This window comes from Kovacikia sp. CALU 1929, assembly GCF_056784235.1.
On the sequence record NZ_JBXBCF010000112.1, the window covers coordinates 1 to 24,720 of the forward strand.

Here is a 24,720-nt window from a genome sequence, read left to right on the forward strand (position 1 = left end):
TCGATAAATTGCCGCCGACAGGTTTTGCAGAGGTAATTTTGTTTACCTCTTTGCTTGCCGTTCTTACTGATGTCAGTTGAGCCACATTCGGGACATTGCATCGGTTTCACCCTGATTTCATATTCCCATTATGCAACGCCTCGCCACCCTCCAACGCGACGCAAACGAGTTGTGACCCCGGTATAAGTAAGCGGTGCTGGCTTATCGGCGAGATTATCCTACCCACGGGTCGATTTGCATCGCTCAAGCCCTCAAACAGCAGTTTTCCCAAGCCCACCGCAGCACAATCTACAATCACCAACGGTTCCATCAAGGATTAGAGAGGCAAATACCCATTAAGGTGTATAAAAAGGCTAGAGAATTCATGCTTCTACACGTATGCTAATTTAACTTAGTGTCATTATAGTTAAAAGCTAAAAGGACTCAACACACCTGTCACCCCGCACTTTACTCCTCCCTGACACTTACTCCGGCAACCGATACTGTTCCACAATTCGTTTGGCATACTCTGGGACATGGGCATCTAACTTTTCGGGATGGTTGCGCTTGACGTACAGGTAGTTGCGGGTGAAGTGGGAGTCGATCGAGAACCGGGCATACTCCAAGCCTTTGGGACCAATTTTTTCAATCACCACGCCCATTAACTTGGCTGCCCACATGGGTAAAGTTACGCCCTTATCGTAGGCGGGGATGCTCTGTTGCACGGCATTGTGGCGATCGCCCTGGGACATGACTGGCTGGGTTTCAATGTGATCTTTGACCAGATCCAGCATTTCTTTGCCGCGATCGTTTCGCACTACAATCCACTGCCAGCCAAAGGGGGCACCCATGTAGCCCACGACCAGGTCTGCCAGGGAGTTGACATAGTCAAAACAGCTCATGCAGGAAGGGGCAAACACATCCTTTAGCTGGTTGGTCTTTAGCCCAAAGAAAGGAACGGTTTCGACGGAGCCATCTTCGTGCTTGAAGTGAACTCGAAAATCCTGCATGAACTCGTAGTAGACAACCGTATCGGGCGATCGGCTGGTGGTATCCAGAAATTTCTGCAATCCAGCACGGGTGACGTTATCCACACAGGGAGTGCCCAACACATACAGCTTTTCCAATCCCAGTTCTTGCTCAACGGCGCGGAGTGCCTGGATCTGACAGCCTACCCCAATTACTAGCAACCGTTTCATGCCCGACTGTTCAATCTGCTCCAGCACAGACAGGTTGGGCGACAGGGTAGGTTTGTTGACCCGTGCTGCCAGAATCTCCTCTGGGGTACGGGCAATGACTGGCTTGGGTTGAAATCGGTCTTCCTCGGTGTTTTGCACACATACAACGCCTTCCACCATGCCGCGAGTTAGCATTTCGATCGCGATCGTGCTGACAATGCCTGTCCACTGTGCCCCCGGAATTGGCTCCTGCTTCCGCGCTGCCATCATGTCCTGGTGAACACCGAAGTACCAGTCATCCGGTTGCTCCAGATTGCGGCTCTGCCCATGAATCTGTTCTTCCAGGTCGGCAATTTGCTGGTTCAGAAAGGCACAGGCTTCTTTAACGTAGTGAATGTAGTACGTGTCGCACAGTCCACACTCGCTGCACAGTTCTTTGGCAGGGCGGCGACTGGAAGGTTTAAGAGCTTTTGCTTTCTTGTGCTTGGGAGATTCTGGCAGAACGGAAGTCATTGATAGAGGCTCTTAGATCAGGCTTCAAGGGCAATTCCTCTTCCAACAATACCGTAAATGGGGAGGGATAAGAAAATCGGGATGGCATCCGAAATCTGCGCCTTTTGGTAGCTAACCAGCCCTCCCGAAAGCTACCCGCAACCCTCGAAATACTGACCATTCGGTTCATCCGATGGGATGAGGCAGCTTCAGAGAAATATGCGAACCTGGTAGTAGAGAGCTTTTGCAGTTGACCGACGCAGTTTAACCCTACGTTTCCCCGTCAACATTCTGACGATTCCGAATTCTGCAATTGGTCTGGTGTAGAAGCTAATTGGAAGGTTTGTGCCGCAGGAGGCAAGGATTATGAAGGCAGCTATTTTTTCCGCGATCGCCCTGGTCACCACAATGTCGCTGGCACTTCCAGTGAGAGCCGCCGATCCTGCCCATGTTCAGCAGTTGCTAGAAACAAGAGCCTGTTTTGGCTGTAACCTGGCAGGGGCAGACCTCACAGGTGCACACTTGATTGGCGCTGACCTGCGAGATGCCAACTTGCAGGGAGCTATTTTGAAAAATACTAACCTGGAAGGGGCAGACCTCACAGGTGCCAACCTGCGCGGTGCCAATCTAACCGAAGCCTTTGCAACCAATGCCATTCTGGACGAAGCCAACCTGGCAGGCGCAGACCTGACCAACGCCAGACTGTTTCACGCCAGCACCATTGGTGCCAATCTAAGCAACATTGACATCACCGGAGCAGAGATCTTTGGTAGTGGAATCAGTGTTGGGGGAAGCTTTGATGAGTAGGCAGGAGTCAGTAGATGTTAGGTGTCAGGTGTCAGGTGTCAACGGTTAGGAACGGAAATTCAATCAGGTTGAGGATTGGGTAGGGGCGAGTTCGGCACCACCATACTGTTGCCAAGTGGGTGTTGTACCGTTAAACCTGCCCGTATACGGAGTTATTCAATTCTCAATCCTTAGTAATGGGTAGTCATTAATAGGTGGTTGCTAATTGGATAGCCAGGAAACCTCTGCTCCTCACCAACACCTAACACCCACTCACCCCTCCTTCCTGGGAAGCTGGTGCAGTTGACGAGTTTGTTCCAGAATCACATCAATGTCTTCTTCGGAAAGTTGTTGAACGTAGTTGATTTTGATTTCTTCGATTAAGTCACTCAACAGTCGTTCCAGTTCGGGGAGTGTGTTTTGTTGCTTGGCTTCGGCAACAAATGTTTTGGCAATATTCTGCATCAGGCGTGTGGAAAGTTCAGTTAAGACGGGGTCTTCCACTCCTGGTTTCATAGAGTTGTGGAGCAGCTGGGTCATATCGGAAACTAATCGTTCAGTGATCTGGTCCGGCAGGTGCCCTATCCCCGGTAGGGAGTGCAAAGCTCGATAGGCGGGCAAGTGGTTTAGAACCTTGTCGAGCAAGTGACGCAGGAGTGCCTCTAAATCGGGTTGAATTTTTGGAAACACCTGATTGACGGAGAGTTCGATGATGTGGTTCGCGATCGCCTCCACCTCATTCGTATCGTTGAGATCGATATAACGTCTCTGCCCTGAACGTTCTAGCAATCCTGTTAGCTCACCTCGACGAATCGCACTTTGTATCTGATTTAATAGCTGAATGATAATCACTTCTGTCAGTTCTTGGGCAATATCAGCGACCACTCCTCGCCTTACCTGGTCACGAATTTCATGCAGATCGATGAGTTCGGCTTGATGCAATCGGATTGCAGTGGATAGGACCCGGGTCAAAGCCAGAACCGGCATAAACAGACTAAAGGGGATGAAGAGGGGCACGTCGTACCAGCGCCAGAACATGGCATCCAGCCAGCGTAAGCTGGGATAGCGGCGGCTGATGTAGTAAGTCCGTGCCAAAAATTCCAGGAAAAACAAGAGGACGAAGGGTGCATCCAGCAGCCAAAAGTGGTTGGTAAACAGTCCATTTTCGTCAAGGGTGCGGTAGAAATTAGTTTCTATCAAGGGAGCAATTTCTTGATTGAACCACCCTATCTCCTGACTCCAGTTGGCAGGGGTCAGATGTTGGGTACTCCAGAATAAATCGAATGCTTCCCGGTTCGACAATTTGGGTTTCTTGTGTCTGGCGCTAAAATGTCGCCGCATTCGGTTTTTAATCCTTTCCAGCGTGCCACTTTTGTCTGCAATTTCAAACGGATTGGTTTCAATCATGTCAGTGCTATACTGGCGCAGGCTTTTTAGGGTTGCCTGTACTTCAGGCGACTTCAACCCATTTGCCAGCCCTTTCTGCTCGACTTGTTGCTGAAGAGTGACGACAGTATTCAGATAAAGTTGGGTATCTCGGTGGGGCTGAATACCCTTGACTGGGTCATAGGCACAGGTGATTGCTGATTGCAGCACCATTCGTGGCGGATCCCCGCTTTCTACGGAACGGTCTGGGCAGGAAACGACAGGTTGTGGAATATGAATTTGCTGATTCGTGAAAGGAATCACCACATTTCCCTGCAACCAGAAGTTGCGCCAGTTGATATAGGTCAGGTCAAACAGAACCAACAGCAGGTTAGCGGAGGCAGCGATCGCGATAAACCGCTCAAACCACAGATTTTTTCGACGCTTGATCGGTTTAGGAGTAAGGTTTTTTAGGGATGACATAGCCAGTGAGAGCGGGGGGAGAGGGAAGAAGAGAGCGGGGGGAGGGGAGAGGAGAGGCTTCTTTGGCTACCAATCACCAATGACCAGTTACCGACACCTGGCACCTGACACCCCTAGAATGGTTGCCGAACTTACGCCCTAAGCATACTAGTGTCCAACTTTTACCATGAAGCGTTAATAAAGTAGAGGATGCGGTGGAACTTCTCTGAACCTCCAGCATTCTGGATCTTTAGGTAGATTCTCGGAGTTAATTAGGAAAATTCATTTGAATCCAGTCAATAACTTGGAATGGCTACGGATGATTCTATCCTGCCGAAACTGGTACCAAGGATCCAGTAGTTCTCTTGAATCGGGGCGACGCAGTTTCTACCACTCACATTCCACACGCTATGCTGGGTAAAATCCTTGGGGGGCGCTACCAAATTACCTGCCACTTGGGTGGCGGTGGTTTTGGGCAGACTTATTTAGCTGAAGACTTGCATCTACCGGGTAAACCTCAATGCGTCGTTAAGCAGCTAAAGCCCAGAATGACCAATTTGGAAGCGCTGCAAACGGCAAGACGGTTGTTTGATACTGAAGCTCAGGTTCTCTATGCCCTGGGTAACCATGACCAGATTCCCCGGTTGTTTGCCCACTTTGAAGACCACACAGACTTCTATCTGGTGCAAGAGTTTGTTGAGGGAGAGGTCTTCAGTCGGGAAATTAAGGCACGGAAGCAGTTTACGGAAGCTGAAGTGATCGATCTGCTCCAGGAAACCTTAACCGTCCTGGAGTTTGTTCATCAGCAGCAGGTGGTCCATCGGGATATCAAGCCTTCCAACCTGATCCGGCGCAAGGGCGATCGCCGCATTATCCTGATTGATTTTGGAGCCGTCAAGCAAATTGGGATTGAGGCGTATGAGTCTCCAGATCAGGCAAGCGTGACGATCGCCGTTGGCTCCTCAGGTTATATGCCGAACGAGCAGCTTGCAGGTAAACCCCGGTTTTCCAGTGATGTCTATGCCGTTGGGATGTTGGCAATTCAATGTCTGACCGGGGTTTATCCCAAGAAACTCAAGGAGGACCCCAAGACCAGTGAAATCATTTGGCGTGACCAGGTGCAGGTCAGCCCAGAGTTTGCCAATATCCTGGACACGATGGTGCGCTACGATTTCCGCCAGCGCTATTCCTCTGCTAAAGAGGCATTGGACGCACTGCGATCACTGACCCAGACCGCACCAATTACTTCCCTGCTGACCGAGCAAACCCTGGTTAGCTTTGATGGACATCTGGCATGGCTAGAGCGGGGAGATGATTTGTTCCAGCTTCAGCGTTACAAGGAGGCAATTTCTGCCTATGACCGGGTGATTCAGGCAAAGCCCGATGATTACCTGGCGTGGTTTAAGCGGGGAATTGCCCTGGAGAATTTGAAACGCTATGAGGATGCGGTGGAATCCTTTCAACGGGTGGTGCAACTCCATCCAGAAGACTATCTCGCCTGGTTCAAGCGGGGCGGAGTCCTGGAAAAGTTGAATCGCCATCAAGAGGCACTCCAGGCTTATGAGCAGGTGGTGGAACTGCAACCGGATAACTACTGGGCATGGCACGACCGGGGGAAAGTACTGGAGAGCCTCCAACGCTGCGATGATGCGATCGCTTCCTATGATCGGGCAGTGCAACTAAAGCCAGACTTTCAACTGGCGGTCGAAAGTCGTAAGCGGGTGTTGAGCCAATTGAGCCGGGTGGATACGCTGTACCACTTGCAGCACTACGATGAAGCCGTGGTTTCCTGCGATCGCGCCATCGAGGAAAACCCAAACGATCCGATTCCCTGGTTAATGCGCGGCATGGCACTAGAGAACCTCGACTGCTATGAGCAAGCGATAGAGGCATATAACCGGGTGGTTGAAATTCAGCCAGATGACCATGTTGCCTGGTTCAAGCAGGGCAATCTCTTAGAGAAGCTGAATCGTTATGAGGAGGCGATCACCTCCTACTACAAGGTTGTTCAAATTCAACCCGATAATTTCTGGGCATGGCACGACCGGGGACGACTGCTGGAGCAGTTGCAACTTTTTGAAGATGCGATCGCTTCCTACGACCGGGCAGTGCAGCTTAAACCGGACTTCCAGGCAGCCATTGATGGACGCAGACGCATGTTGAACCAGATGCAGTCCAAAGTGGTTCCATCCCCAGTTGAGGAAGAAGATGAAACCATTGTTTCGGTCGGAATTTCGGAGCAGCCGACCTCTGAGTTTGAGGGGCAGGAACTCGAATCGATGATGCAGGATTACAAACGCCGGTTGTTGGGAGTAACTAATGGCGCGAATTTGCCCGAGGTTCAGGAGGAAACGTTTGTTAACCACCAGTGCCGGGTAGAAGCAGCCATAACTGACTCTGAATCGGCTGAGGAAGAGACGGGTGTTAGCCTGCCCCTACCTGAACCAGGAAAGCTGGAACCCGCCCACGCTACTAGCTCTAACCATCTGGAAGACTACCGAAACTGGCTGCACAAAGGACGGACCCTGGAAAAAGCGCAACGACCTGTCGAAGCCCTGGCAGCTTATAACCAGGCAAGTCATATCTACGCGGATGACACCGCCCTTTGGCAGTGGCGGGGTAATGTTCTATTCGCTTTAGGGCGCTACAAGTTGGCGATCGCTTCCTACAACCGTGCCCTGGAGCTAGAACCAGGGAATACGGATGCCTGGTGTGGTTTAGGCGGCTCCTTAGCCCGCATGAAACGGCTACAAGAAGCGATTATCTGTTTTGATCGGGCGGCAGAGTCAAAACCAACAATCCCCACTCCCTGGTACTGGCGAGGACGGTTACTATGCGATTTAAAGCAATATACGGAAGCGATCGCTTCCTTTGACCGGGCAGTGGAACTCAAACCTGACTTTCAGCCTGCAATAAAAGAACGTCAGTGGGCACAGAAACAAGTCAAGGCGCTTGAAGTCCAAAATGTCGGCGTTTAGTTAGCAGGAGTAAGGGCTACACTAGCGCAGCAAGGTGGAAGTTCGGCAACCATTCAAAGGGTGGTAGGTATTAGGTGTCAGGTGCTAGGAACGGTAGCCAGATTTACGCCAAGCCTTACTAGTACAGCAAAACGAAAGTTTTGAAAGGGGTGAAGGGGTCCACCCCTTCTTGGGGCGAAGCCCCCAAACCCCCATGTTTCAAAATTTAGTGTTTGCAACACTAGCCGTGATTAGCCTAAGCCAAGCCACTCCAGAAGTCCCTGTCCTGTAACGTATTCAATAATCAGAGTCAGGGCAAAACCAATCATTGCAGCGCGTCCATTCAGGCGCTCGGCATACTCATTGAAACCAAACCTGGGTTCTTCTAGTTTTGGGGTTGCTGTGGGTCGAGTCTGGGTCATATCAGTTCTACCTTCCGCTTTTTATTGGCTATAGGGCTAATTGATGCCTGGATTCAGATGGAAACTGAATTAGTTTAATCGTCCAGGTTTACAATTCTTAACATTATTAGCACAGCCCCAGCCTGGATTCAACTAGTTCTTGCTAATTAATAGGAGGATAGGGAGCGAAGGATTAACCCTACTGGTGCGGTACGGTAATCCAGCCCAAAAGTGTCTCTTGGTCGATTTTCTAAGCCGATGGAAAGCGATAAAGTAGTAGTAAGCAAATTCACAACTCTTAATAAGGCATGAATTTCGTTCAAGGCGCTCTTTGAACCCGGTAGATTATTACTTTAGAGCGAGATCTGAATTTAAGACGACAGATTTAACTGTCATTTACGAAGCGTCTGGGTAGGCACGTTTATGCGAAACAAAATCACTTCACTTATCAAGCCGCTGCTCAAGTCGCTGTTGGCTATCGGTCTAGTGCTAGCCTTAGCATTTAGCCATGCTGATGGTGCTCTGGCAGCTCCTGGTGGCGGCAGAATTGGCGGTGGCTCTTTTAGAGCACCCAGCCGGACTTACTCTGCTCCCCGCACCTATGCGCCTCCTGGTGGTGGCTATGGCTACGGCTACGGCGGCGGATATGGTGTCCCCTTTGTTTTCCCCTTTCCCTTCTTTGTGGGTGGGGGCGGGCTGTTTAGTATCCTGATTTTCCTGGCACTCGCTGGGTTTCTGGTGAACACCTTCCGCCGACTCAGGGGAGACGATGGCATGGGAGGCTATGAGGTTGCGGATCCCACCGTTTCCGTTGTTCGCCTTCAGGTTGGGCTACTGGCGGAAGCACGGGAACTGCAAACTGATTTGAATAAGCTGGCATTGAAAGCGGATACCAGTTCTACTGCCGGTTTATCTGCTGTTCTGCAAGAAACTTCTCTGGCACTGCTGCGTCACCCTGAGTATTGGGTATATGCGGGTTCCTCAGTTCAGCAAACTCGGCTCCAGTCCGCCGAGACTGAGTTCAACCGGATGCTGTTATCTGAACGCAGCAAGTTCAGCGGCGAAACCCTTTCTAATGTGAATAGCCAACTTCGTCAGGCAGCCGAGCGTCAAGCGATCGCTGGCACTGAAAGTGGTGGTTCCCTGATGCAGCAAGACCCCGGCGAATATATCGTGGTCACCCTTTTAGTAGGCAGTCAGGGCAAGCTCAGTCTGCCTGCGGTAAACAACTCCAATGATCTGCGTCAGGCGTTGCAGCAGTTAGGTGGCGTACCTAGCGATCGCCTGCTGGCTCTGGAAGTGCTGTGGACTCCCCAAGCGGAAGGCGATGTTTTGACCAGCGATGACCTGTTGGTGCAATACCCCAACCTGAAGATGGTTTAGAGTCTGCCAGGGGCGATCGCCCCTGGCAATCACAATCAATCGACCTTAAAAAAGGGGGCTAATTCAGTCCCCTTTTTTCTATGAATGATTTAAGGGAAGAGGTTTGAGTTGAGAATTTTGAGTTGAGAGTTCAGAGGTTGGAGTTGAGAATTTTGATGCCGATTTAAACGGATTTGTGGGCACATCAAAGTTCAGGAGGGGCTTGGCAGTGCCAAGCCCGTACCGGGATCTGTTGTGGTTGCAGTTCAAATTGCCATGAGTTTTGAGTTAGAGGTATATGTTTCTTCCTCCTTCCTCCTTTCCCTCACCCCTTACCCCTCACCCTTCCCATTTAGTGTCAATTTGAACTTTTTTCGCCAACCAATCCGTAGTAAAGATGAGTCGAATACAGTTGTTAAATCCACACGGGCGCTTGTGGCAGTTTGAAATGTCTCCGTGCCCTATCCGAATAGACATCTGATTCTGACTAAATCATTTATGAACGTACCCCTTAAAACTCTCGGTATTCCACCCAATGCCTGGACCGTAAATGCAGACTTTGCAGACCTTACCCGTCCCCCACTTGAACCTAAACTCATCACCCTTAAAGCAGACACCAAAACGCTGCGTCTGGATCTGGCAAAAATAGCCATGCTGGTGATCGATATGCAGAATGACTTTTGCCACCCGAATGGCTGGCTGGCACACATTGGAGTGGATGTCAGCCCTGCCCGTACCCCCATTGTGCCCCTCCAGGGTTTGCTTCCAGGTTTACGGAGTGCCCAGGTGCCCGTGATTTGGCTGAATTGGGGGAACCGTCCTGATCTGCTCAACATCAGTGCCGGACTGCGCCATGTCTATAACGCCAGTGGAGAGGGCGTGGGTTTAGGCGATGCCTTACCTGCCAATGGTGCTCCGGTGTTAATTAAAGACAGTTGGGCTGCTGCCGTTGTAGACGAGCTAGAGCAGAAGCCAGAAGACATTCGTGTGGACAAATACCGAATGAGTGGCTTCTGGGACACCCCGCTTGATAGCATCCTCAAAAACCTGGGTAAAACAACGCTATTGTTTGGGGGAGTAAACGCTGATCAGTGCGTCATGGCGACTTTGCAAGATGCTAATTTCTTAGGCTACGACTGCATTCTGGTCAAAGATTGCACTGCAACCACTTCACCGCACTATTGCTGGCAGGCAACGCTCTACAACGTCAACCAGTGCTTTGGGTTTGCAGCCGATTCCCACTCAATTTTGGATGCCATCAAAACCGAAACCCCTTGAGTTGCGAATTGAACCTCTAATACCTGACCAAAGCTCTTGATTACCGTTTGCTTGACGCTCACAGTAAAACCTGTTACCTCACCTCTCCCTCAACTCAAACCTCTCAACCCTCAACTCTCAATTCCTCTCTTCCCTCTCCTCTCCCCCATCCCCCCTCTCAGGAGCATTCCTATGGATTCTGAAAGCTGTGTGATTCCGGTCGTGAAGTCCCCCATGGACTACCAGGCATTTCGCATCAGTCCCCAGGATACGAACCGATTGGCGATCGTCTTTGATCCTCAGTCTGCCAATATGTCCCTGACCTTATGTGTCGAGATTTTTGATGTGGGTGGCAAAACTCCCCCCAACCGTCACCAGCTTGCCGTTGAAATGTTCTTTGTGCTGAAGGGGGAAGGGCTGGCACATTGTGATGGTAAAGCAGTAGTCATTCGGTCAGGTGACAGCATTTTGGTGCCTCCTACGGGAACTCATGAGATTCACAACACTGGACCCGAACGGCTTTACGCTTTGTGCATTATGGTGCCCAATGAGGATTTTGCCGAACTCATCCGGAGTGGGACTCCCGTAGATCTGGATGAAGAAGATATGGCAGTGCTGCGGCGGTTACCGTCACCAGTGTTGTGCTAGATTTCCTTTCATGCTGAAAGTATCCAAAGAAACGGCATCCATGCTGACCCGCGATGGGGTGCGGTTGGATGCGGATATTTACCGTCCCACAGCGGAGGGGCAGTTTCCCGTGCTGTTGATGCGGCAACCCTATGGGCGGGCGATCGCCTCCACGGTTGTCTATGCTCACCCTACCTGGTACGCCGCGCATGGCTACATCGTAGTAATTCAGGACGTGCGTGGACGCGGCACTTCCGAAGGCGAGTTCAGGCTGTTTGCCCATGAAATTGCCGATGGGGAGGATAGTGTCACCTGGGCAGCAGAGCTTGCGGGCAGCACAGGGCAGGTGGGGATGTATGGCTTCTCCTACCAGGGAATGACTCAGCTTTATGCGGCAGTCAACCAGCCTCCAGCCCTGAAAACCCTCTGCCCTGCGATGTTGGGCTATGACCTGTATACAGACTGGGCATACGAAGGGGGGGCATTCTGCTTGCAGGCAAACCTGGGTTGGGCAGTCCAACTAGCAGCCGAGACTGCCCGCCTCAAGGGGGATGGGGAAGCGCACTACACACTGGCAATGGCAGCCAAGAACTTGAGATTTTGTGACCCCGTACCAACCCGCTCCAGTATCCTGAAAGCGCTTGACCCTGACTCCTTCTACCATGAGTGGCTGAACCATCCTGAACCAGGAGTGTATTGGGACGCTCTCTCGCCCAAAGCGTTATTGGGCAATGTCGATCTACCCATGTTGCACATTGGCGGTTGGTTTGACACTTACCTGCGCGGAACGGTGAACCTGTACAAGGCATTGGCTGTCCGCAGTCAATTTCGACAGGAGTTGATAGTGGGTCCCTGGGCACATCTTCCCTGGGGGCGCAGAGTTGGCGCAATGGATTATGAGACAGAGGCTGCAAGCCCTTGCGATCGCCTTCAAATCCAGTGGTTTGATCATTTCCTCAAAGGATCAGACACCCATTTTGCCAAAGGTTCCCCTGTTTTGCTGTTTGAAATGGGGCGTAACTCCTGGCGTTCTTTTAGTACCTGGAACGGTGAAACCCCCAAGCCGTTTTACCTGACAAGCACGGGACTGGCGGGGATGGGCGATCGCGAAGGTCGTCTATCTCCAATTCCCAGTTCCGAATCCGCTATCCCCGACTCTATTGTTCACGACCCTTGGCGACCTGTGCCTGCCCTGGGAGGTCACGCGGCGATCCCCTCTGGCTCCTTCGATCGCGCCAGTCTGGACTGCCGCACTGATATTCTGACCTATACCACTGAACCCCTGAGCGAAGATTTATCCCTTGCAGGGGAAGTGATTGCTCTGATTTACTGCACTGCCGATACTCCCAGCTTTGACCTCTGTGTCATCCTTTCAGAAGTCCATCCCAACGGCAGTGCTTACAACTTCAGCCAGGGGTACGTCCGCATCAATCCAGGACAATCCACCAACCCCGTTCAGGTAACCCTGCAACCAACTTGTATCTGCCTGAATCAGGGCAATGCCCTCCGCCTTAGCCTCAGTGCCGCTTGCTTTCCTGCCTATCCCATTAATGCAGGCACCGGGATAGCCGCCGGGGAAACCCATTTGACTGATCAGCAAATCATTACTGTGACGGTATTTTGTGGGGGCGATCGTCCTTCTCAAGTGCTGTTGCCGATTGGGTAAGGAGTGAGGAGTTGTTGGTTGTTAGTTGCTGGTTGTTAGTAATGCGATGTGAAACTTTTCTGGAAAGCTGATGAACATTGCACTGCCCTCATGTGACTTTTGCCTTCTGACTTACTTTCCCCATCCCCCTTCCTTAACCTGGAGCCAACCTGTTAATTAACTATTCTTCAAATTGGCGGGCTAGACTGCCTCCATGGCTCCTATCGCAAGGTATCCGTATGCTTCAATCTCCCGCCTCCAGAACGGCACATCAGCCTAATCTAAGGCAGCTTTTGGAGGGACTGTATCAGGGAAGGAATCTGTCTGGCTATCGCGCGGGTCAACCGATTCCAATGACAACTCAGGATCTTTGGATTGTCTATCGAGGGGTTGTCCAACTGAGTACTCTTTATCCCAGTGGAGATGAATCGCTGTTAGGTCTGGCGGGTCCGTCAATGCCATTTGGGATGCCGTTAACCCTAATTCACCCCTATCAGGCAACGGCTTTGTCAGATGTGGATTTGATGAGCTTTTCAATGACAGAAATTGAGCAGTCTCCTACTCTAGCGCGGGAAATTTTTCATCATCTGGCTCGCCGGTTGCGGCAAACAGAGGCAATGCTGGCAATGGTTGGGTGTCGCAGGGTAGAAGACCGCCTGCGACAATTGCTGTTGTTGCTGCAAATGGAAGTAGGGCAGCCGGTGGCTGAAGGCACTCGTCTTAGCGTCCGATTAACTCATCAACATCTAGCCAGTGCGATTGGGACAACTCGTGTGACCGTGACTCGTCTTTTGGGTCAACTGCGGGAAGAGGGACGGTTGATAATTGATGATAATCGGCATATTGTTCTGCCTCTGGGCGCAAACTTATAGCTTTGCATTGGCAACCGTTTGGTCAGCCTGACCGGGGCTGGGCTTCATGATAATCGCTTTAATTGGAATAACTCCTGTAACTTCGCTGTCTAGATAGCGGGCAGCTTCGCGGGAAAGGTCAAGGGCGCGATCGCCAACATAGGGTCCCCGGTCGTTGACACGCACGATCACCGATTTGTCGTTAAGTTGATTGGTGACTTTTAAGTAGGTATCAAAGGGCAGGGATGGGTGAGCTGCCGTGAACCCATTTTGGTCAAACACCTCACCAGTAGCCGTTTGCCGTCCATGAAAGTAAGGACCGTACCAGGAAGCAAGTCCTTGAATGATTTTTTCGGTCGCTTCTAGCTGGTAAATTTTCTCCTGCGCCTCTACTAAGGTTAAAGGGGGTTCTGCAAGAGCCGTTCGCAGGTTATTGGTCCACTGAATTGCCAGCATTTCAAGATTGCAGTTCTCATTTTGAACCAGCTTGTGATTCAGGCTAAAGAGTGTGCGATCGCCCAATTTCACTGCGGGCATGCCCTCCACCAACCCTGGCTGTAAATGAGATTGCTTCAGGGTTGAATCAGCCAACCATTGCTCCAATTGTTTAGCAATTAACTGGGCTTCTTGCTGATCTAACACCTCACCAACGACGTGCCCTTTGAACTTGACTTGAAAATGTTGGTGATTACCCGCAGTTAAGGGTTTCTCCGAATCTGGCATTAAAGAACATCGATCCAAACGGATCCGTTTGGCATCCTTTGACTGGCTTGGAGTTGCACGCTTAACGACCGGAGCCACCTCTACCTGAGGGCGGGGGGGTGTTGTAAAAGAAGCTTGCACACCTGACAACAAGCTCCTTAAAGTGATAAATAATTTGCCCGATTCAAAAGGCTGAGTTGTCTGGGCTGCACCCTTAACAGGGGAGAGGGATTTGGTAGGCAGAAACCCCTTCTGGGTTGAAATCTGAACAGGTTTGGTGCGATTGTATCTGGCAGAAACCCCTGCAACTTGAGGCTGACGTACCTGCTGGGGTAACGATGAGAAATTGACGACTGGTTGAAGTTTTACGGTTAGCGCGATCTGCTGATTGAGAAAAGGGTCAGGGTTATTCGAAGATTGAACCGACAGAGCACACGCTGGATAGCTGGGTGCCTGTAGCATTTCCTGACTGGAAGAGAAGAAACATCCCACCCAGGAAGCAACCCACACGAGTCCAAAAATTGGCATGGTTTATATAGACTTCAATGAGATGCACAAGAGATTGATAAGGCTGTGTTAGATAATACATTTTTCAAAATCTTTGTTAATTTACCACAAGATAGATTTTTTTTGGAGTCCGCCTCCCACTCAAAAGCCTGAAATCTCTGCCAGTAAAAGGATTGAGCCACTTTAAGGAAAATTCATGATTCCTTGACATTTCTCCTTAATCTATGAACCCAAACGATATCCCCTGCCGTAGACAGTATTAATCAAGGGTGGTTCACCTTCTGCTTCGATTTTGCGGCGTAATAGTCGGATCTGAGCCGCCAGGACGTTACTGGTTGGTTTCCCATCACTATCACCCCAAAGATACTGATGAATTTGGTCATGGGTAAGCACCTGGTTGGGATGGCGCATCAGGTATTCCAGCAACTGAGTTTCTTTTTCGGAAAGCTCAATTGTTCGTCCATGACGGTATGCCAATTGATTAACTGGGTCTAGTTCCAGATTATCAGCCTGTAGACGCTGGGTTGAGGGGGAAGACTCCAGGGTTGGTGGGCGGCGGAGCAATGCTCGTACTCTGGCAAGTAGTTCTCGCAGCTCAAACGGTTTAACCAGGTAATCGTCTGCCCCGGCATCAAGTCCCTGTACGCGGTCATCAATCGTGTCTTTTGCTGTCAGGAAGAGGACTGGGGTGGTGTCGCCCCGAGATCGCAACTGCTGACAAATTTCCAACCCTGAGGGTTTAGGCAACATCCAATCTAAAATCAGCAGGTCGTAATGGTTTTCCTGTACCAGTTGGCTTCCCCTGCCGCCATCGTATGCCACGTCTACCTCATACCCCTGCTGGCTCAAAATATGGCTCAGAGGATTAGCCATTTCGGCTTCGTCATCAACCAGAAGAATTCGCATGGCAAAAGTGATGAGTAACGAGTTTAGTGAGGAGTTATGAGTTATAAGTAGGAGTTATGAATAAACACGATCATCCGAATTGTTAAAACGGACTGCAAACGCTGGAAACCAGCCGCCCCATAGTGTGGAGCCAAAATGGCCTAAGCAGCCCAACCGTACTTATTATCTTCCTCTATTCAAAACTCAAAACTCTTCTCTCCCAACTTTTCACTCAAAACTCAAAACTTCACCATGCTCACCATCGCTCTTCCTAAAGGTGCCCTCCTGTCTGATAGCATTCGCTTGCTGAAGGCGATCGGGCTTGATTTTGGTGCCTTTCTAGAACCCTCTAACCGCCTATTGCAGATTAATGATCCGACGAATACAGCAAAAGCTCTATTGGTGCGAAACCATGATGTTCCCGTGTATGTGGAGTATGGTCAGGCGCAATTAGGGGTGGTGGGCTATGATGTGCTGCGAGAAAAGGTGCCGCAGGTGGCACATCTGGCAGACTTGGGGTTTGGTCAATGCCGGATGTCGGTGGCGGTGAAAAAAAATAGTCCATACCGTTCAGCGCTAGAGCTACCGTTGTATGGGCGGGTGGCATCCAAGTTTGTTCGCTGTGCCCGTGAGTATTTCAACAGTCTGGATTTGCCGGTCGAGATTGTGCCGCTGTCGGGTTCGGTAGAGTTGGGACCCATTACAGGTATGTCGGAGGCGATCGTCGATTTGGTGGCAACGGGGACAACGCTCAGGGAAAATGGTTTGATTGAAACCGATGTGCTGTTTGAAAGTACTGCCCGCCTGATTGCCCATCCCCTCAGCTATCGTCTGAACACCGATGGGATGCAGGAGTGGATCGACAAAATTCGAGCAACCAGCGATGTTTTAGTTTAGGAGGTGGTCAGAAGGTGGATGAATGTAGCACCGCCGCAGGTTCGTGGAACCCGTTTGGCTCAAACACAAATTCACTGTAGTCAGCCAAATTATCCAGCCCAACAATAGTCAATAGAATTTCAGCCGTTAGCCAAATGATTGCTTTAATCAGGGTGGTTTTCCAGGGGCTTTTCATCACGGTAACCTCCTGCCGGAGTGAGGGGGGCTAGCGAAGGGGCATTCGCCTTCTTAAAGAAGTCTTCAGAGAGAGGCGGAAACATTGCGCTGTTGATTACAAATGTTTACAGGGAAAAACAGGGCATTAGTGGTTAGTGGTTAGTGACTGGTTGTTTTGATTCCACCTACCTAATGATCCCGTTGAGCAGTCGTTGATTTGTATTGGGTCAGAAAATGGTGATGAGACGTAGCGGATACGTTCGAGTTTGGCGAAAAGTTTTGTGGATGCTCGGAATTAGCCTCTTTCTGATGGTGGAAATTTGGCTGAGTCCAGTGACAGCACAGGTTCCCACCCAGGCGGCTGTGGTGTTAGATGGGCAACCAGTTTTTCAAATTAGTCGCTCAGAACAGTTCACAGCCCAGGAGCGGGCTGATTTGATTAATCTGCAACTGAGAGAGGCAGTTCAATCTAACCAGCCGATTCAAATCAGGACTGAACAGCGCAATAACCAGCCAACCATTTTGTTGAACGATCGCCATTTGCTCACGGTGACTCAACTAGATGTGGTTCCACCCAGTTCAGCAACTGAGCAGGCAGAAGTATGGGCAAAACAACTGCAAGCAACCCTCCAAAATGCCCAGACTGAAAGGAGTCCAGCCTATTTCCGGAGTGCGGTTGTGCAAGCAGTTGGCACTTTGTTGGTGGCGATCGCCCTTTTTTGGGGGTTGGGATGGCTGACCCAGCGTTTCTCTAGGGCAGTTCGTCGCAGGTTACCCACGGCTGAAGGCTTGTCCGTTTCTGAGTCCTCTACTGGTTTAGAGGTACTCTCTAAGCTAGTTCTGGTAGTTGCCAGGGTGTTTTTAGGAATTGTAACTACCCTCTATATTGCCAATCTATTTCCATTCACCCGCCGCTGGAGCTACAAAATTACATCGGTTCTGCTGACAACTTTTACGGCACCGATTCTGACTCTTGATCGGGCAAGCTATTCATTTTTGGATCTGTTGATTCTGGCTGCCTTGCTGTTTGGGTTAGTTGTCTTTGTCAGAATCCTGACAGATTTTCTCAAGCTACGGGTTCTCAGTGCCGCCGGAATTAACCGGGGAGCACAGGAGGCGATCGCAACGCTGACCAAATATACCCTGATGATCCTGGGCGCGTTAATCCTGTTGCAAATTTGGGGTTTAAACATCAGTTCACTGACAATCCTGGCAAGTGCTCTAGGGATTGGAATCGGTTTTGGTTTACAGGATATTGCGAAAAACTTTGTCAGTGGTTTAGTCCTGGTTTTTGAACGCCCAATTCAGGTGGGTGACTTTGTGCAGGTGGGCGACCTCAACGGTACGGTAGAGCGCCTCGGTGCCCGCAGTACCGAGATTAGAACCCTGGATCATGTGTCCATCATCGTGCCAAACTCTCGCTTTTTGCAGCAAGAGGTAATCAACTGGAGCCACCGTAACCCTGTCTCACGGCTTCATCTTCCGGTAGGAGTTTCTTACCACGCCAATCCTGAGAAAGTTCGGACCACGCTAATAGAAGCCGCGAGTGGACATCCCAGTGTGCTGCAAAATCCATCTCCCCAGGTATTTTTTAAGGGATTTGGCGATAGTGCGCTCAATTTTGAACTGTTGATATGGATTGCAGAACCCAACCGCCAGTTTGTGATCACGAGTGACCTCTATTTTCGGATCTTTGATGCCTTGCGCCAGCAGCAAATTGAAATTCCCTTCCCCCAAACCGATTTGCATGTTCGTTCAGGGTCACTGCAACTCTCTCCAGAAGTGGAATCTGCCTTAATTCGACTGTCGGAAACCTTGCCGAATGGCTACTCTTCCCATCCCAATTCTTGAGCAAGCGGGTAAAGTAATTTCCATTTGCTTTGTCAAGGTGATCCATCCTAGTGTTGCAAACAGTAAATTTTGCAACATGGGGGTTGGGGGGCTTCGCCCCCAAGAAGGGGTGGAAACCCTTCACCCCTGACAAAACTTTCGTTTTGCTGTACTAGATATAGCCATAGCTTTCTGGATTAGGGCGGGGTGCAGGGGTACAGCAGATCCTCACCCTCTCCTCTCTGTGTTCTCAACGTTCTAATGCAGGATTAGGCAAACCTTCTGTGCATTGCCTGACTCTGCACTCTGCCCTCACTCTATCCCTATCCCAAGGGGCGAGGGAACAAGAGTTCAGGCTCCCTTCTCCCTAGTTCTTAAGATATAAGGGCTGGGGATGTAGCTTGCTTCCCGTAGGGTGGGCGAAATACAGGTTGCAAAAAAGCTTGTTTAAACTTGCACTAAGCTGTCCGGCCAGCTATGCGCCCCCTTCGCCGCTAAATCGAGCAAGAACTCTTTCCTGCTGGGGTAAAAAGTGCCCCCTAAAACGTCCACGGCGGCTAGCATGAACTTAGGGTGCGATTTAACACAAGAACGATAGCAGTCATACGGTGAATAGCGTGGCATCCATGCATGAACTAGCATACAAGGCGCAGTGGTACAGCCCCATTGGGCGGCGCTTATGGTTGGTCATTTGCGCTCCCATCGTTGCTCAACTGCTGGGAAGTGCCTTCAATATCTGGTACAACTTCACTTACACCCAACCATTGCTGAACCCTGCCCAACTAGAGGTTTTTCTGAATACTGTCAAGGGGTTTAACCTGGTTGGGTACCCCGCCGGAGTCGCACTCTGGGTCTGGACTGTACTCTCTCTCAAGCCTGTCTGTCTGCGAATTCAGAATAGGCAGGCGATTCAACCAGAAAAATTGTTGAAAGCCCGCCAACGGGTAATCAATCTACCTTGGTGGGGGGCGGCAATTGCGGGAGGCATCTGGCTGCTTTGCATTCCAGTGTTTCTAATTGCCCTATGGTTAGCTCCCGGTGAGTTAAATCTCCGTATTCTGTCGGATCTGCCGATTTCTTTTCTGATTGCAGCCATGATTGCAGTGACGCATGGCTTTTTTGCGATCGAACTGCTAACCCAGCGATTGCTTTACCCAATCTTGTTTCAGGATGCTCGTCCGGCACAGATAGCAGGAGCGTTGCCCCTGTCCCTGCGATCGCGGGGCGTGATGCTGGCATTCTGCGGTGGGGTTTGCCCGATCGCATCCCTGCTGTTATTGGCACTGGCTCCCCATAGCAGTGAGGCAGGCAATGCCCCCTTTGCGATCGCGGTAGGTGTGGTGGGAATTGCCTTCAGCATGAGTAGTGCCTGGATGCATGGGCAATTGGTGGTTGAACCCATCAAAGAGCTTCAACAGGTAGCGACTGCCGTTGCCGATGGCAATTTGAATGTTGGGATTGAGCTATTACGGGCTGACGAGTTTGGGCCATTGATTGATGAGTTTAATCAAATGATCATAGAACTTCGGGAGAAGCAACGGTTACAGGAAACCTTTGGTCGGCATGTGGGAGAGCAGGCAGCACTCCAAATTCTGCGGCGAGATCCCAACCTGAAGGGCACTGAACAGGAATTAACGGTCCTGTTTGCCGATCTGCGCAACTTCACTCGCCGCTGTGCCACTGCACATCCCCAGCAAATTGTGACCCTGCTAAATCTGTTTTTGACCGAAATGGTGGAAATTGTAGAACAACGCCACGCTGGAATGGTCAATAAATTTCTGGGAGATGGATTCATGGCGCTATTTGGTGTCATCGATAGCACAAGCACTGACGTACCAGGTCCCACCCGTCACCATGCCACACAGGCGGTTGCCGCCGCCCAAGATATGATCGAAAGCCTGCAAAAAATTAATCGTTACCTGGAAAGCGAGGGGCAAACTCCCCTGGCAATGGGGATTGGGATTCATACCGGAATCGCCGTCGTCGGTAGTATTGGCTCTAACCGCCGATTAGAATATACAGCGATCGGGGACACGGTGAATGTCGCTGCACGGGTGGAATCGCTGACCAAAATCATGGGCGAACCCCTCCTGTTAACCGCCGCCACCCAGAAGGCTCTTTCAGATCCCTTTGCAACCGAGCAGTTGCCGCCGCAATGGGTTAAAGGACAGCCCAAGCCTTTGAGTATTTATCGGTTGATGTTGAGTAGAGAAGAGATGGTGTGAGAGGATGAGGGGATAACTAGAGTTTAGAGTTTAGAGAAACCCCTGACGCCTGACACCTGACACCTAACTTCCCTACCATCCCCCTGTTACGGTAATCTTTTTGATGGGTCAGATGCCTGTTAAACCCTGACCACCTTTCCCATGCAGCTTGAATTTATTCCTGTCGAAGAGTTTTATTTTGCCCTCACCTTAGCGGTACGTACTTTAGAGGATCTGGCAATTCCCGGATTATCGGAGCAGGTACAAAAACGATTGGCAGAAAAGTATGGTCAGCCGTCCACGATCGCTGCCGCCACCCAAAACACCTACAACTATGTGTTTCGAGTGAAGGATGTAGACAATAGTCCGGCTTCTCAGTTAATTCTTTCGATCGCAGACTGGCAGAGTAATCTGCGGCTCAGTAGTGATTATGGCTGGATGCTGGATAGCGATCGCAAACCCATTCGGGCTGAAAAATTTGCCCAACGAGAAGCCTTTGCCCGTCAGGTGCGCGAGCATCTTAAGGAGTGGCTTCAAATTCCATTGCTCTAACAGCTCCTTAGAATTCTGGATTTAATCACCCCGCAAACTGTACGGGCGGGTTTAGCAGTCCAATTTGCCTGTCGCGATGGATTTACCGACAAAACCCGCCCCTACCAGATATCGAACTTATTTAATTCTCATTCCTTAGGATCGTGGATTAAATAACTCCGAATTCTCAGGTAGGATGTGCTATCGCAGCGTAACGTATCGCCCCGAAGGATTGGTGCGTTACGGCTATCGCCTAACATATCCTACAACTGGGACATTATTTGATTGCAAGCCCCTTACCCATCTTCCTCGTTCCATAGGAACCTTGAGCAGATCTTTTTAGATTAACTCCCGCACATCGGTAACTCGACCTGTGACGGCGGCTGCCACGACCATTACCGGACTCATCAACAAGGTGCGTCCCGATGCAGAACCTTGACGACCTTTGAAGTTGCGGTTTGAGGAAGAGGCACTGAGTTGACGACCCTGAAGCTTATCGGGGTTCATGGCAAGGCACATGGAGCAGCCTGGTTCGCGCCATTCAAATCCGGCTGCTTCAAAGATTTTGTGTAATCCTTCGGCTTCGGCTTCTTTCTTAACTCGCTCAGAACCAGGCACTACAAACGCTTTGATGCCATCAGCAACATGCCTGCCTTTAGCAAATTTAGCGGCTTCTCGCAAATCAGTCATTCTGCCATTGGTGCAGCTTCCGATAAAACAAACATCGACTTTGGTTCCCTGGAGTGAGGCTCCGGGTTGCAGATCCATATAAAGGTAGGCTTCTTGGGCGATCGCCCGCTCATCCTCTGGCATTTCCTCTGGGGTTGGCACTTTTTCATCCACCCCAATTCCCTGACCGGGTGTAATGCCCCAGGTAACCGTAGGTGCAATTTCAGCCGCATCAAATACCACCACATCGTCATACTCTGCACCTGAATCGCTGGCGATGCTTTGCCACCACTCGATCGCTTTCTCCCAATCGGCTCCCTGGGGTGCAAAATCTCTGCCTTTGAGATAGTCGAAGGTAATTTGATCCGGGTTGATGTAGCCACAGCGGGCACCGCCTTCAATCGACATATTGCAGATGGTCATCCGTTCTTCCATGCTCATCTGCTCGATCGCACTCCCCGCATATTCATAGGCATAGCCAACCCCACCTTTTACACCCAGCTTGCGAATGATGTGCAGAATCACATCTTTGGCATAGACTCCCGGACGCAACGTTCCGTTTACCTCAACCCGACGGACTTTTAACTTAGAAAGGGCGAGGGTCTGGGAGGCAAGCACATCCCGCACCTGACTGGTGCCAATCCCAAAGGCGATCGCCCCAAAGGCTCCATGGGTAGAGGTGTGGCTATCTCCACAGGCGATCGTCATGCCTGGCTGAGTCAAGCCCAGTTCTGGCGCAATCACATGAACAATTCCCTGGCTCCCGGAACCAATGTTGTAAAAGGTGATGCCGTGCTCCTGGCAACTTTCCTCTAATGCCTGCATCATCTGCTCAGCCAGGTCATCCATAAAGGGGCGCGCCTGGTTTGTCGTTGGAACAATATGATCGACGGTGGCGATCGTCCGTTCCGGGAAGAGGACTTTAAGCTTGCGATCGCGCAGCATCGAAAATGCCTGGGGACTGGTGACCTCGTGAATCAAATGCAACCCAATTAGCAGTTGCGTCTGTCCAGAGGGTAAAACTCCAACTGTATGGGCATCCCAAACTTTGTCAAACAGAGTCCCCTTGCTCATAAGTTTCTACAGTTTCCGAGTGTAATGTACGGTGAGGGTTTAATTCTATCAAGTGAAGGTGGGGAATAGGCGGTAGGGAAAAGAGGGAAACGTTTTAAGTGTTGAGTGAGCAGATCTTGCCCAACGTTGGCAGCTTTTATTCCTCCACAGATAGATGTTTTCAGTGGATGCTCATTCAACAATGGCAGAAGCTTCTCAGGGACGCTCAGCAATCTGTGCGTTGATTGGTACTGAACTAAGCCCATGTCAAGGATGAGAACCTGGCGGCTTTAGACACTGCTTTATTCCGTCAATGGTTCGGTTACCAGGACATTCATGCCCCAATCTGAAAATCAAGATTATTTTAAGCGGTTGCTGATTACGATTGGCACCATCGGGCTATTTGTGGCGCTTGCCCTATTTCTGTGGGCGATCGCCAATGTGCTGATACTGATTTTCTTCGGTTTACTCCTTGCCGTTGTTCTACGTACTCTGGCAGAGCTAATGGCGCACCGAACTCCTTTAAATACGAGGGGATCCCTGGTTATCGTGGTTTTGCTGTTCCTGATTTTAGTTGGGGTAGGGGGCTGGGTTTTCATCCCTGAAGTAGCGAGTCAGGCAGAGCAATTCATTGACCGAATTAGTTGGGCGATGACCCAGGTTGAGCAGCTTCTGAGCCGATACGAATGGGGGCAACAGCTAATCCGGGGGCTGATTGAGCAGAACAACTTGAGCGGAACAGCCGTTTTAAATCGACTGACCAGTACTTTTACCCTAACGCTGGAGGGATTGGCAAACAGCCTTTTTATCCTGTTCATTGCCTTCTTTGTTGCAATTGATCCGGATCTGTATCGGACGGGCATTATCAGCCTCATTCCACCTCAGGGGCGGAAACGGGCGCGTGAAGTGATGCATGGTCTAGTTCATGGGTTAAGGTTGTGGTTGCTGGGGCAGTTTATCCAGATGGTAATTGTGGGCACTGTTGTCACCATTGGACTGGCTTTGATGAATGTTCCCCTGTCCTGGGCACTTGGTCTGCTGGCAGGTCTGTTTGAGTTTATTCCTGTGCTGGGTCCTATCCTGTCAGCGATACCAGGAATCTTAGTTGCCTTTACAGTTGAACCGATTCAGGCGGTTTACGTGGCGCTGTTTTACCTGGTGGTGCAGCAAATTGAGGGGAATGTGCTGACCCCGATCGTGCAGCAGAAGGTGGTGGCCCTTCCACCAGCGATTACCCTGACTGCCATTCTGGTGATGAGTGTTTTGTTTGGTACCCTGGGAGCTTTTGTTGCCACACCCGTCGCGATCGTCATCATTATTCTGGTTAAGATGATCTACCTGGAAGACATTCTAAAAACTGACCTATGAGTATTAAGCAAATTACTCATAGAGAACCTCATAGAGGTAGGTTTAAGCAAGATTTGCCTTACCTCACTCGCTAGGGAAACTAATTGAGTGGAAACATGATTTACTTTCGTGATGGCACTGAAACCCGCTTAAAAGGTTCCGGCGGTTAAAACCGCAACTACGTAAGCAAAGTTCGCCTACACGGACTCAGGCAAATAAGGGATTTCCGTAACCTGCATCGGCAGGTTATAACCCTGAGGGTATGGCTTCGCTAGTGTCCGTATAGTCGCGCCTACCCTGCGGAAACACTTTGCGAATAGTCGCCAAGGCGACAGGGCGATAGGCTTTTAAAGTATCCTCTTAAGAAGCGATCGCATAAACGATTAAACTAATAGCCTTACAGCACAAGCCTATTCATAAAAATACATTGTTTTTTGCAGAAGTGTTGAAAGAAAGCTTAAGACAAGAAAAAAGGGGTCAGAAAATAGTATTCTGACCCCTATCAAATAAAAAATTCTGTCTGATGCTATCGTCGTTTCCCAATATTGTCAAATCGGTAGTCCAAGCGACTGTCGCC

20 protein-coding genes are annotated in these 24,720 nt (G+C 50.4%); 12 read left to right on the forward strand and 8 right to left on the reverse strand.

Annotation, left to right across the window (positions count from 1 at the left end):
• Positions 1-101, reverse strand: a 101-nt coding sequence (locus AC1S52_RS31200) for an IS1/IS1595 family N-terminal zinc-binding domain-containing protein (RefSeq protein ID WP_482027120.1), incomplete at its 3' end; no start/stop codon positions are given.
• Positions 102-464: 363 nt separating this feature from the next.
• Positions 465-1,670 (reverse strand): Coenzyme F420 hydrogenase/dehydrogenase, beta subunit C-terminal domain, encoded by a 1,206-nt coding sequence (locus tag AC1S52_RS31205; RefSeq protein WP_482032952.1) that lies wholly within the window; start codon positions 1,668-1,670, stop codon positions 465-467.
• A 345-nt stretch (positions 1,671-2,015) separates the two neighbouring features.
• Between AC1S52_RS31205 and AC1S52_RS31210 the strand changes: the two genes are divergently transcribed.
• The gene (locus AC1S52_RS31210) at positions 2,016-2,456 is read left to right on the forward strand and encodes a pentapeptide repeat-containing protein (protein WP_482032953.1); all 441 of its coding nucleotides are present in this window, start codon (positions 2,016-2,018) and stop codon (positions 2,454-2,456) included.
• Positions 2,457-2,708: 252 nt separating this feature from the next.
• On the opposite strand, the gene AC1S52_RS31215 is transcribed toward AC1S52_RS31210, so the two are convergent.
• Complete coding sequence (locus AC1S52_RS31215) at positions 2,709-4,283, reverse strand: hypothetical protein (protein WP_482032954.1); 1,575 nt, start codon at positions 4,281-4,283, stop codon at positions 2,709-2,711.
• Between the two features lie 389 nt (positions 4,284-4,672).
• Between AC1S52_RS31215 and AC1S52_RS31220 the strand changes: the two genes are divergently transcribed.
• Positions 4,673-7,240: a tetratricopeptide repeat protein gene (locus tag AC1S52_RS31220; protein ID WP_482032955.1), complete on the forward strand. Its 2,568-nt coding sequence runs from the start codon at positions 4,673-4,675 to the stop codon at positions 7,238-7,240.
• A gap of 230 nt (positions 7,241-7,470) precedes the next feature.
• Here the strand turns inward: AC1S52_RS31220 and AC1S52_RS31225 are convergent, their stop codons facing one another.
• Positions 7,471-7,641 (reverse strand): hypothetical protein, encoded by a 171-nt coding sequence (locus tag AC1S52_RS31225; RefSeq protein ID WP_482032956.1) that lies wholly within the window; start codon positions 7,639-7,641, stop codon positions 7,471-7,473.
• 402 nt (positions 7,642-8,043) lie between these two features.
• On the opposite strand from AC1S52_RS31225, the gene AC1S52_RS31230 reads away from it, so the two are divergent.
• From AC1S52_RS31230 to AC1S52_RS31250, 5 genes are all read left to right on the forward strand, one after another.
• Complete coding sequence (locus AC1S52_RS31230; protein ID WP_482032957.1) at positions 8,044-9,003, forward strand: DUF1517 domain-containing protein; 960 nt, start codon at positions 8,044-8,046, stop codon at positions 9,001-9,003.
• 477 nt (positions 9,004-9,480) lie between these two features.
• Positions 9,481-10,260, forward strand: coding sequence for a cysteine hydrolase family protein (locus AC1S52_RS31235; protein WP_482032958.1), 780 nt, complete (start codon positions 9,481-9,483; stop codon positions 10,258-10,260).
• A 171-nt stretch (positions 10,261-10,431) separates the two neighbouring features.
• Positions 10,432-10,887: a cupin domain-containing protein gene (locus tag AC1S52_RS31240; RefSeq protein ID WP_482032959.1), complete on the forward strand. Its 456-nt coding sequence runs from the start codon at positions 10,432-10,434 to the stop codon at positions 10,885-10,887.
• A 10-nt stretch (positions 10,888-10,897) separates the two neighbouring features.
• Positions 10,898-12,532, forward strand: a complete 1,635-nt coding sequence (locus AC1S52_RS31245; RefSeq protein WP_482032960.1) for a CocE/NonD family hydrolase — start codon at positions 10,898-10,900, stop codon at positions 12,530-12,532.
• A 218-nt stretch (positions 12,533-12,750) separates the two neighbouring features.
• Entirely contained in the window at positions 12,751-13,383 is a 633-nt protein-coding gene (locus AC1S52_RS31250; protein ID WP_482032961.1) for a Crp/Fnr family transcriptional regulator, read from the forward strand.
• Here AC1S52_RS31250 and AC1S52_RS31255 read toward each other — a convergent pair.
• Together AC1S52_RS31255 and rppA are read right to left on the reverse strand one after the other, a co-directional pair.
• Positions 13,378-14,592 (reverse strand): septal ring lytic transglycosylase RlpA family protein, encoded by a 1,215-nt coding sequence (locus AC1S52_RS31255; RefSeq protein ID WP_482032962.1) that lies wholly within the window; start codon positions 14,590-14,592, stop codon positions 13,378-13,380. The genes AC1S52_RS31250 and AC1S52_RS31255 overlap by 6 nt on opposite strands.
• Before the next feature lie 201 nt (positions 14,593-14,793).
• Positions 14,794-15,477 (reverse strand): two-component system response regulator RppA, encoded by a 684-nt coding sequence (gene rppA / locus AC1S52_RS31260; protein WP_482032963.1) that lies wholly within the window; start codon positions 15,475-15,477, stop codon positions 14,794-14,796.
• A gap of 231 nt (positions 15,478-15,708) precedes the next feature.
• Between rppA and hisG the strand changes: the two genes are divergently transcribed.
• Positions 15,709-16,353, forward strand: coding sequence for an ATP phosphoribosyltransferase (gene hisG, locus AC1S52_RS31265; RefSeq protein WP_482032964.1), 645 nt, complete (start codon positions 15,709-15,711; stop codon positions 16,351-16,353).
• Positions 16,354-16,360: 7 nt separating this feature from the next.
• On the opposite strand, the gene AC1S52_RS31270 is transcribed toward hisG, so the two are convergent.
• On the reverse strand, positions 16,361-16,528 hold the full coding sequence (locus AC1S52_RS31270; protein WP_482032965.1) for a hypothetical protein: 168 nt from the start codon (positions 16,526-16,528) through the stop codon (positions 16,361-16,363).
• A gap of 215 nt (positions 16,529-16,743) precedes the next feature.
• On the opposite strand from AC1S52_RS31270, the gene AC1S52_RS31275 reads away from it, so the two are divergent.
• The 3 genes from AC1S52_RS31275 (at position 16,744) to AC1S52_RS31285 (ending at position 21,095) form a co-directional block, all read left to right on the forward strand.
• Positions 16,744-18,360, forward strand: a complete 1,617-nt coding sequence (locus tag AC1S52_RS31275; RefSeq protein WP_482032966.1) for a mechanosensitive ion channel family protein — start codon at positions 16,744-16,746, stop codon at positions 18,358-18,360.
• A 605-nt stretch (positions 18,361-18,965) separates the two neighbouring features.
• Complete coding sequence (locus AC1S52_RS31280) at positions 18,966-20,564, forward strand: adenylate/guanylate cyclase domain-containing protein (protein WP_482032970.1); 1,599 nt, start codon at positions 18,966-18,968, stop codon at positions 20,562-20,564.
• A gap of 141 nt (positions 20,565-20,705) precedes the next feature.
• Positions 20,706-21,095, forward strand: coding sequence for a hypothetical protein (locus tag AC1S52_RS31285; RefSeq protein WP_482032967.1), 390 nt, complete (start codon positions 20,706-20,708; stop codon positions 21,093-21,095).
• Positions 21,096-21,413: 318 nt separating this feature from the next.
• On the opposite strand, the gene leuC is transcribed toward AC1S52_RS31285, so the two are convergent.
• Entirely contained in the window at positions 21,414-22,817 is a 1,404-nt protein-coding gene (gene leuC, locus AC1S52_RS31290) for a 3-isopropylmalate dehydratase large subunit (RefSeq protein ID WP_482032968.1), read from the reverse strand.
• Between the two features lie 315 nt (positions 22,818-23,132).
• Between leuC and AC1S52_RS31295 the strand changes: the two genes are divergently transcribed.
• Positions 23,133-24,164: an AI-2E family transporter gene (locus AC1S52_RS31295; protein ID WP_482032969.1), complete on the forward strand. Its 1,032-nt coding sequence runs from the start codon at positions 23,133-23,135 to the stop codon at positions 24,162-24,164.
• Positions 24,165-24,720 lie beyond the last annotated feature (556 nt).

What these genes read in the sequence shown, in the direction of transcription:
- AC1S52_RS31205 (WP_482032952.1), bottom strand. Translation starts at nt 1,670, where the DNA reads ATGACTTCCGTTCTGCCAGAATCTCCCAAGCACAAGAAAGCAAAAGCT.
- AC1S52_RS31210 (WP_482032953.1), top strand. Translation starts at nt 2,016, where the DNA reads ATGAAGGCAGCTATTTTTTCCGCGATCGCCCTGGTCACCACAATGTCG.
- AC1S52_RS31215 (WP_482032954.1), bottom strand. Translation starts at nt 4,283, where the DNA reads ATGTCATCCCTAAAAAACCTTACTCCTAAACCGATCAAGCGTCGAAAA.
- AC1S52_RS31220 (WP_482032955.1), top strand. Translation starts at nt 4,673, where the DNA reads ATGCTGGGTAAAATCCTTGGGGGGCGCTACCAAATTACCTGCCACTTG.
- AC1S52_RS31225 (WP_482032956.1), bottom strand. Translation starts at nt 7,641, where the DNA reads ATGACCCAGACTCGACCCACAGCAACCCCAAAACTAGAAGAACCCAGG.
- AC1S52_RS31230 (WP_482032957.1), top strand. Translation starts at nt 8,044, where the DNA reads ATGCGAAACAAAATCACTTCACTTATCAAGCCGCTGCTCAAGTCGCTG.
- AC1S52_RS31235 (WP_482032958.1), top strand. Translation starts at nt 9,481, where the DNA reads ATGAACGTACCCCTTAAAACTCTCGGTATTCCACCCAATGCCTGGACC.
- AC1S52_RS31240 (WP_482032959.1), top strand. Translation starts at nt 10,432, where the DNA reads ATGGATTCTGAAAGCTGTGTGATTCCGGTCGTGAAGTCCCCCATGGAC.
- AC1S52_RS31245 (WP_482032960.1), top strand. Translation starts at nt 10,898, where the DNA reads ATGCTGAAAGTATCCAAAGAAACGGCATCCATGCTGACCCGCGATGGG.
- AC1S52_RS31250 (WP_482032961.1), top strand. Translation starts at nt 12,751, where the DNA reads ATGCTTCAATCTCCCGCCTCCAGAACGGCACATCAGCCTAATCTAAGG.
- AC1S52_RS31255 (WP_482032962.1), bottom strand. Translation starts at nt 14,592, where the DNA reads ATGCCAATTTTTGGACTCGTGTGGGTTGCTTCCTGGGTGGGATGTTTC.
- rppA (WP_482032963.1), bottom strand. Translation starts at nt 15,477, where the DNA reads ATGCGAATTCTTCTGGTTGATGACGAAGCCGAAATGGCTAATCCTCTG.
- hisG (WP_482032964.1), top strand. Translation starts at nt 15,709, where the DNA reads ATGCTCACCATCGCTCTTCCTAAAGGTGCCCTCCTGTCTGATAGCATT.
- AC1S52_RS31270 (WP_482032965.1), bottom strand. Translation starts at nt 16,528, where the DNA reads ATGAAAAGCCCCTGGAAAACCACCCTGATTAAAGCAATCATTTGGCTA.
- AC1S52_RS31275 (WP_482032966.1), top strand. Translation starts at nt 16,744, where the DNA reads ATGGTGATGAGACGTAGCGGATACGTTCGAGTTTGGCGAAAAGTTTTG.
- AC1S52_RS31280 (WP_482032970.1), top strand. Translation starts at nt 18,966, where the DNA reads ATGCATGAACTAGCATACAAGGCGCAGTGGTACAGCCCCATTGGGCGG.
- AC1S52_RS31285 (WP_482032967.1), top strand. Translation starts at nt 20,706, where the DNA reads ATGCAGCTTGAATTTATTCCTGTCGAAGAGTTTTATTTTGCCCTCACC.
- leuC (WP_482032968.1), bottom strand. Translation starts at nt 22,817, where the DNA reads ATGAGCAAGGGGACTCTGTTTGACAAAGTTTGGGATGCCCATACAGTT.
- AC1S52_RS31295 (WP_482032969.1), top strand. Translation starts at nt 23,133, where the DNA reads ATGCCCCAATCTGAAAATCAAGATTATTTTAAGCGGTTGCTGATTACG.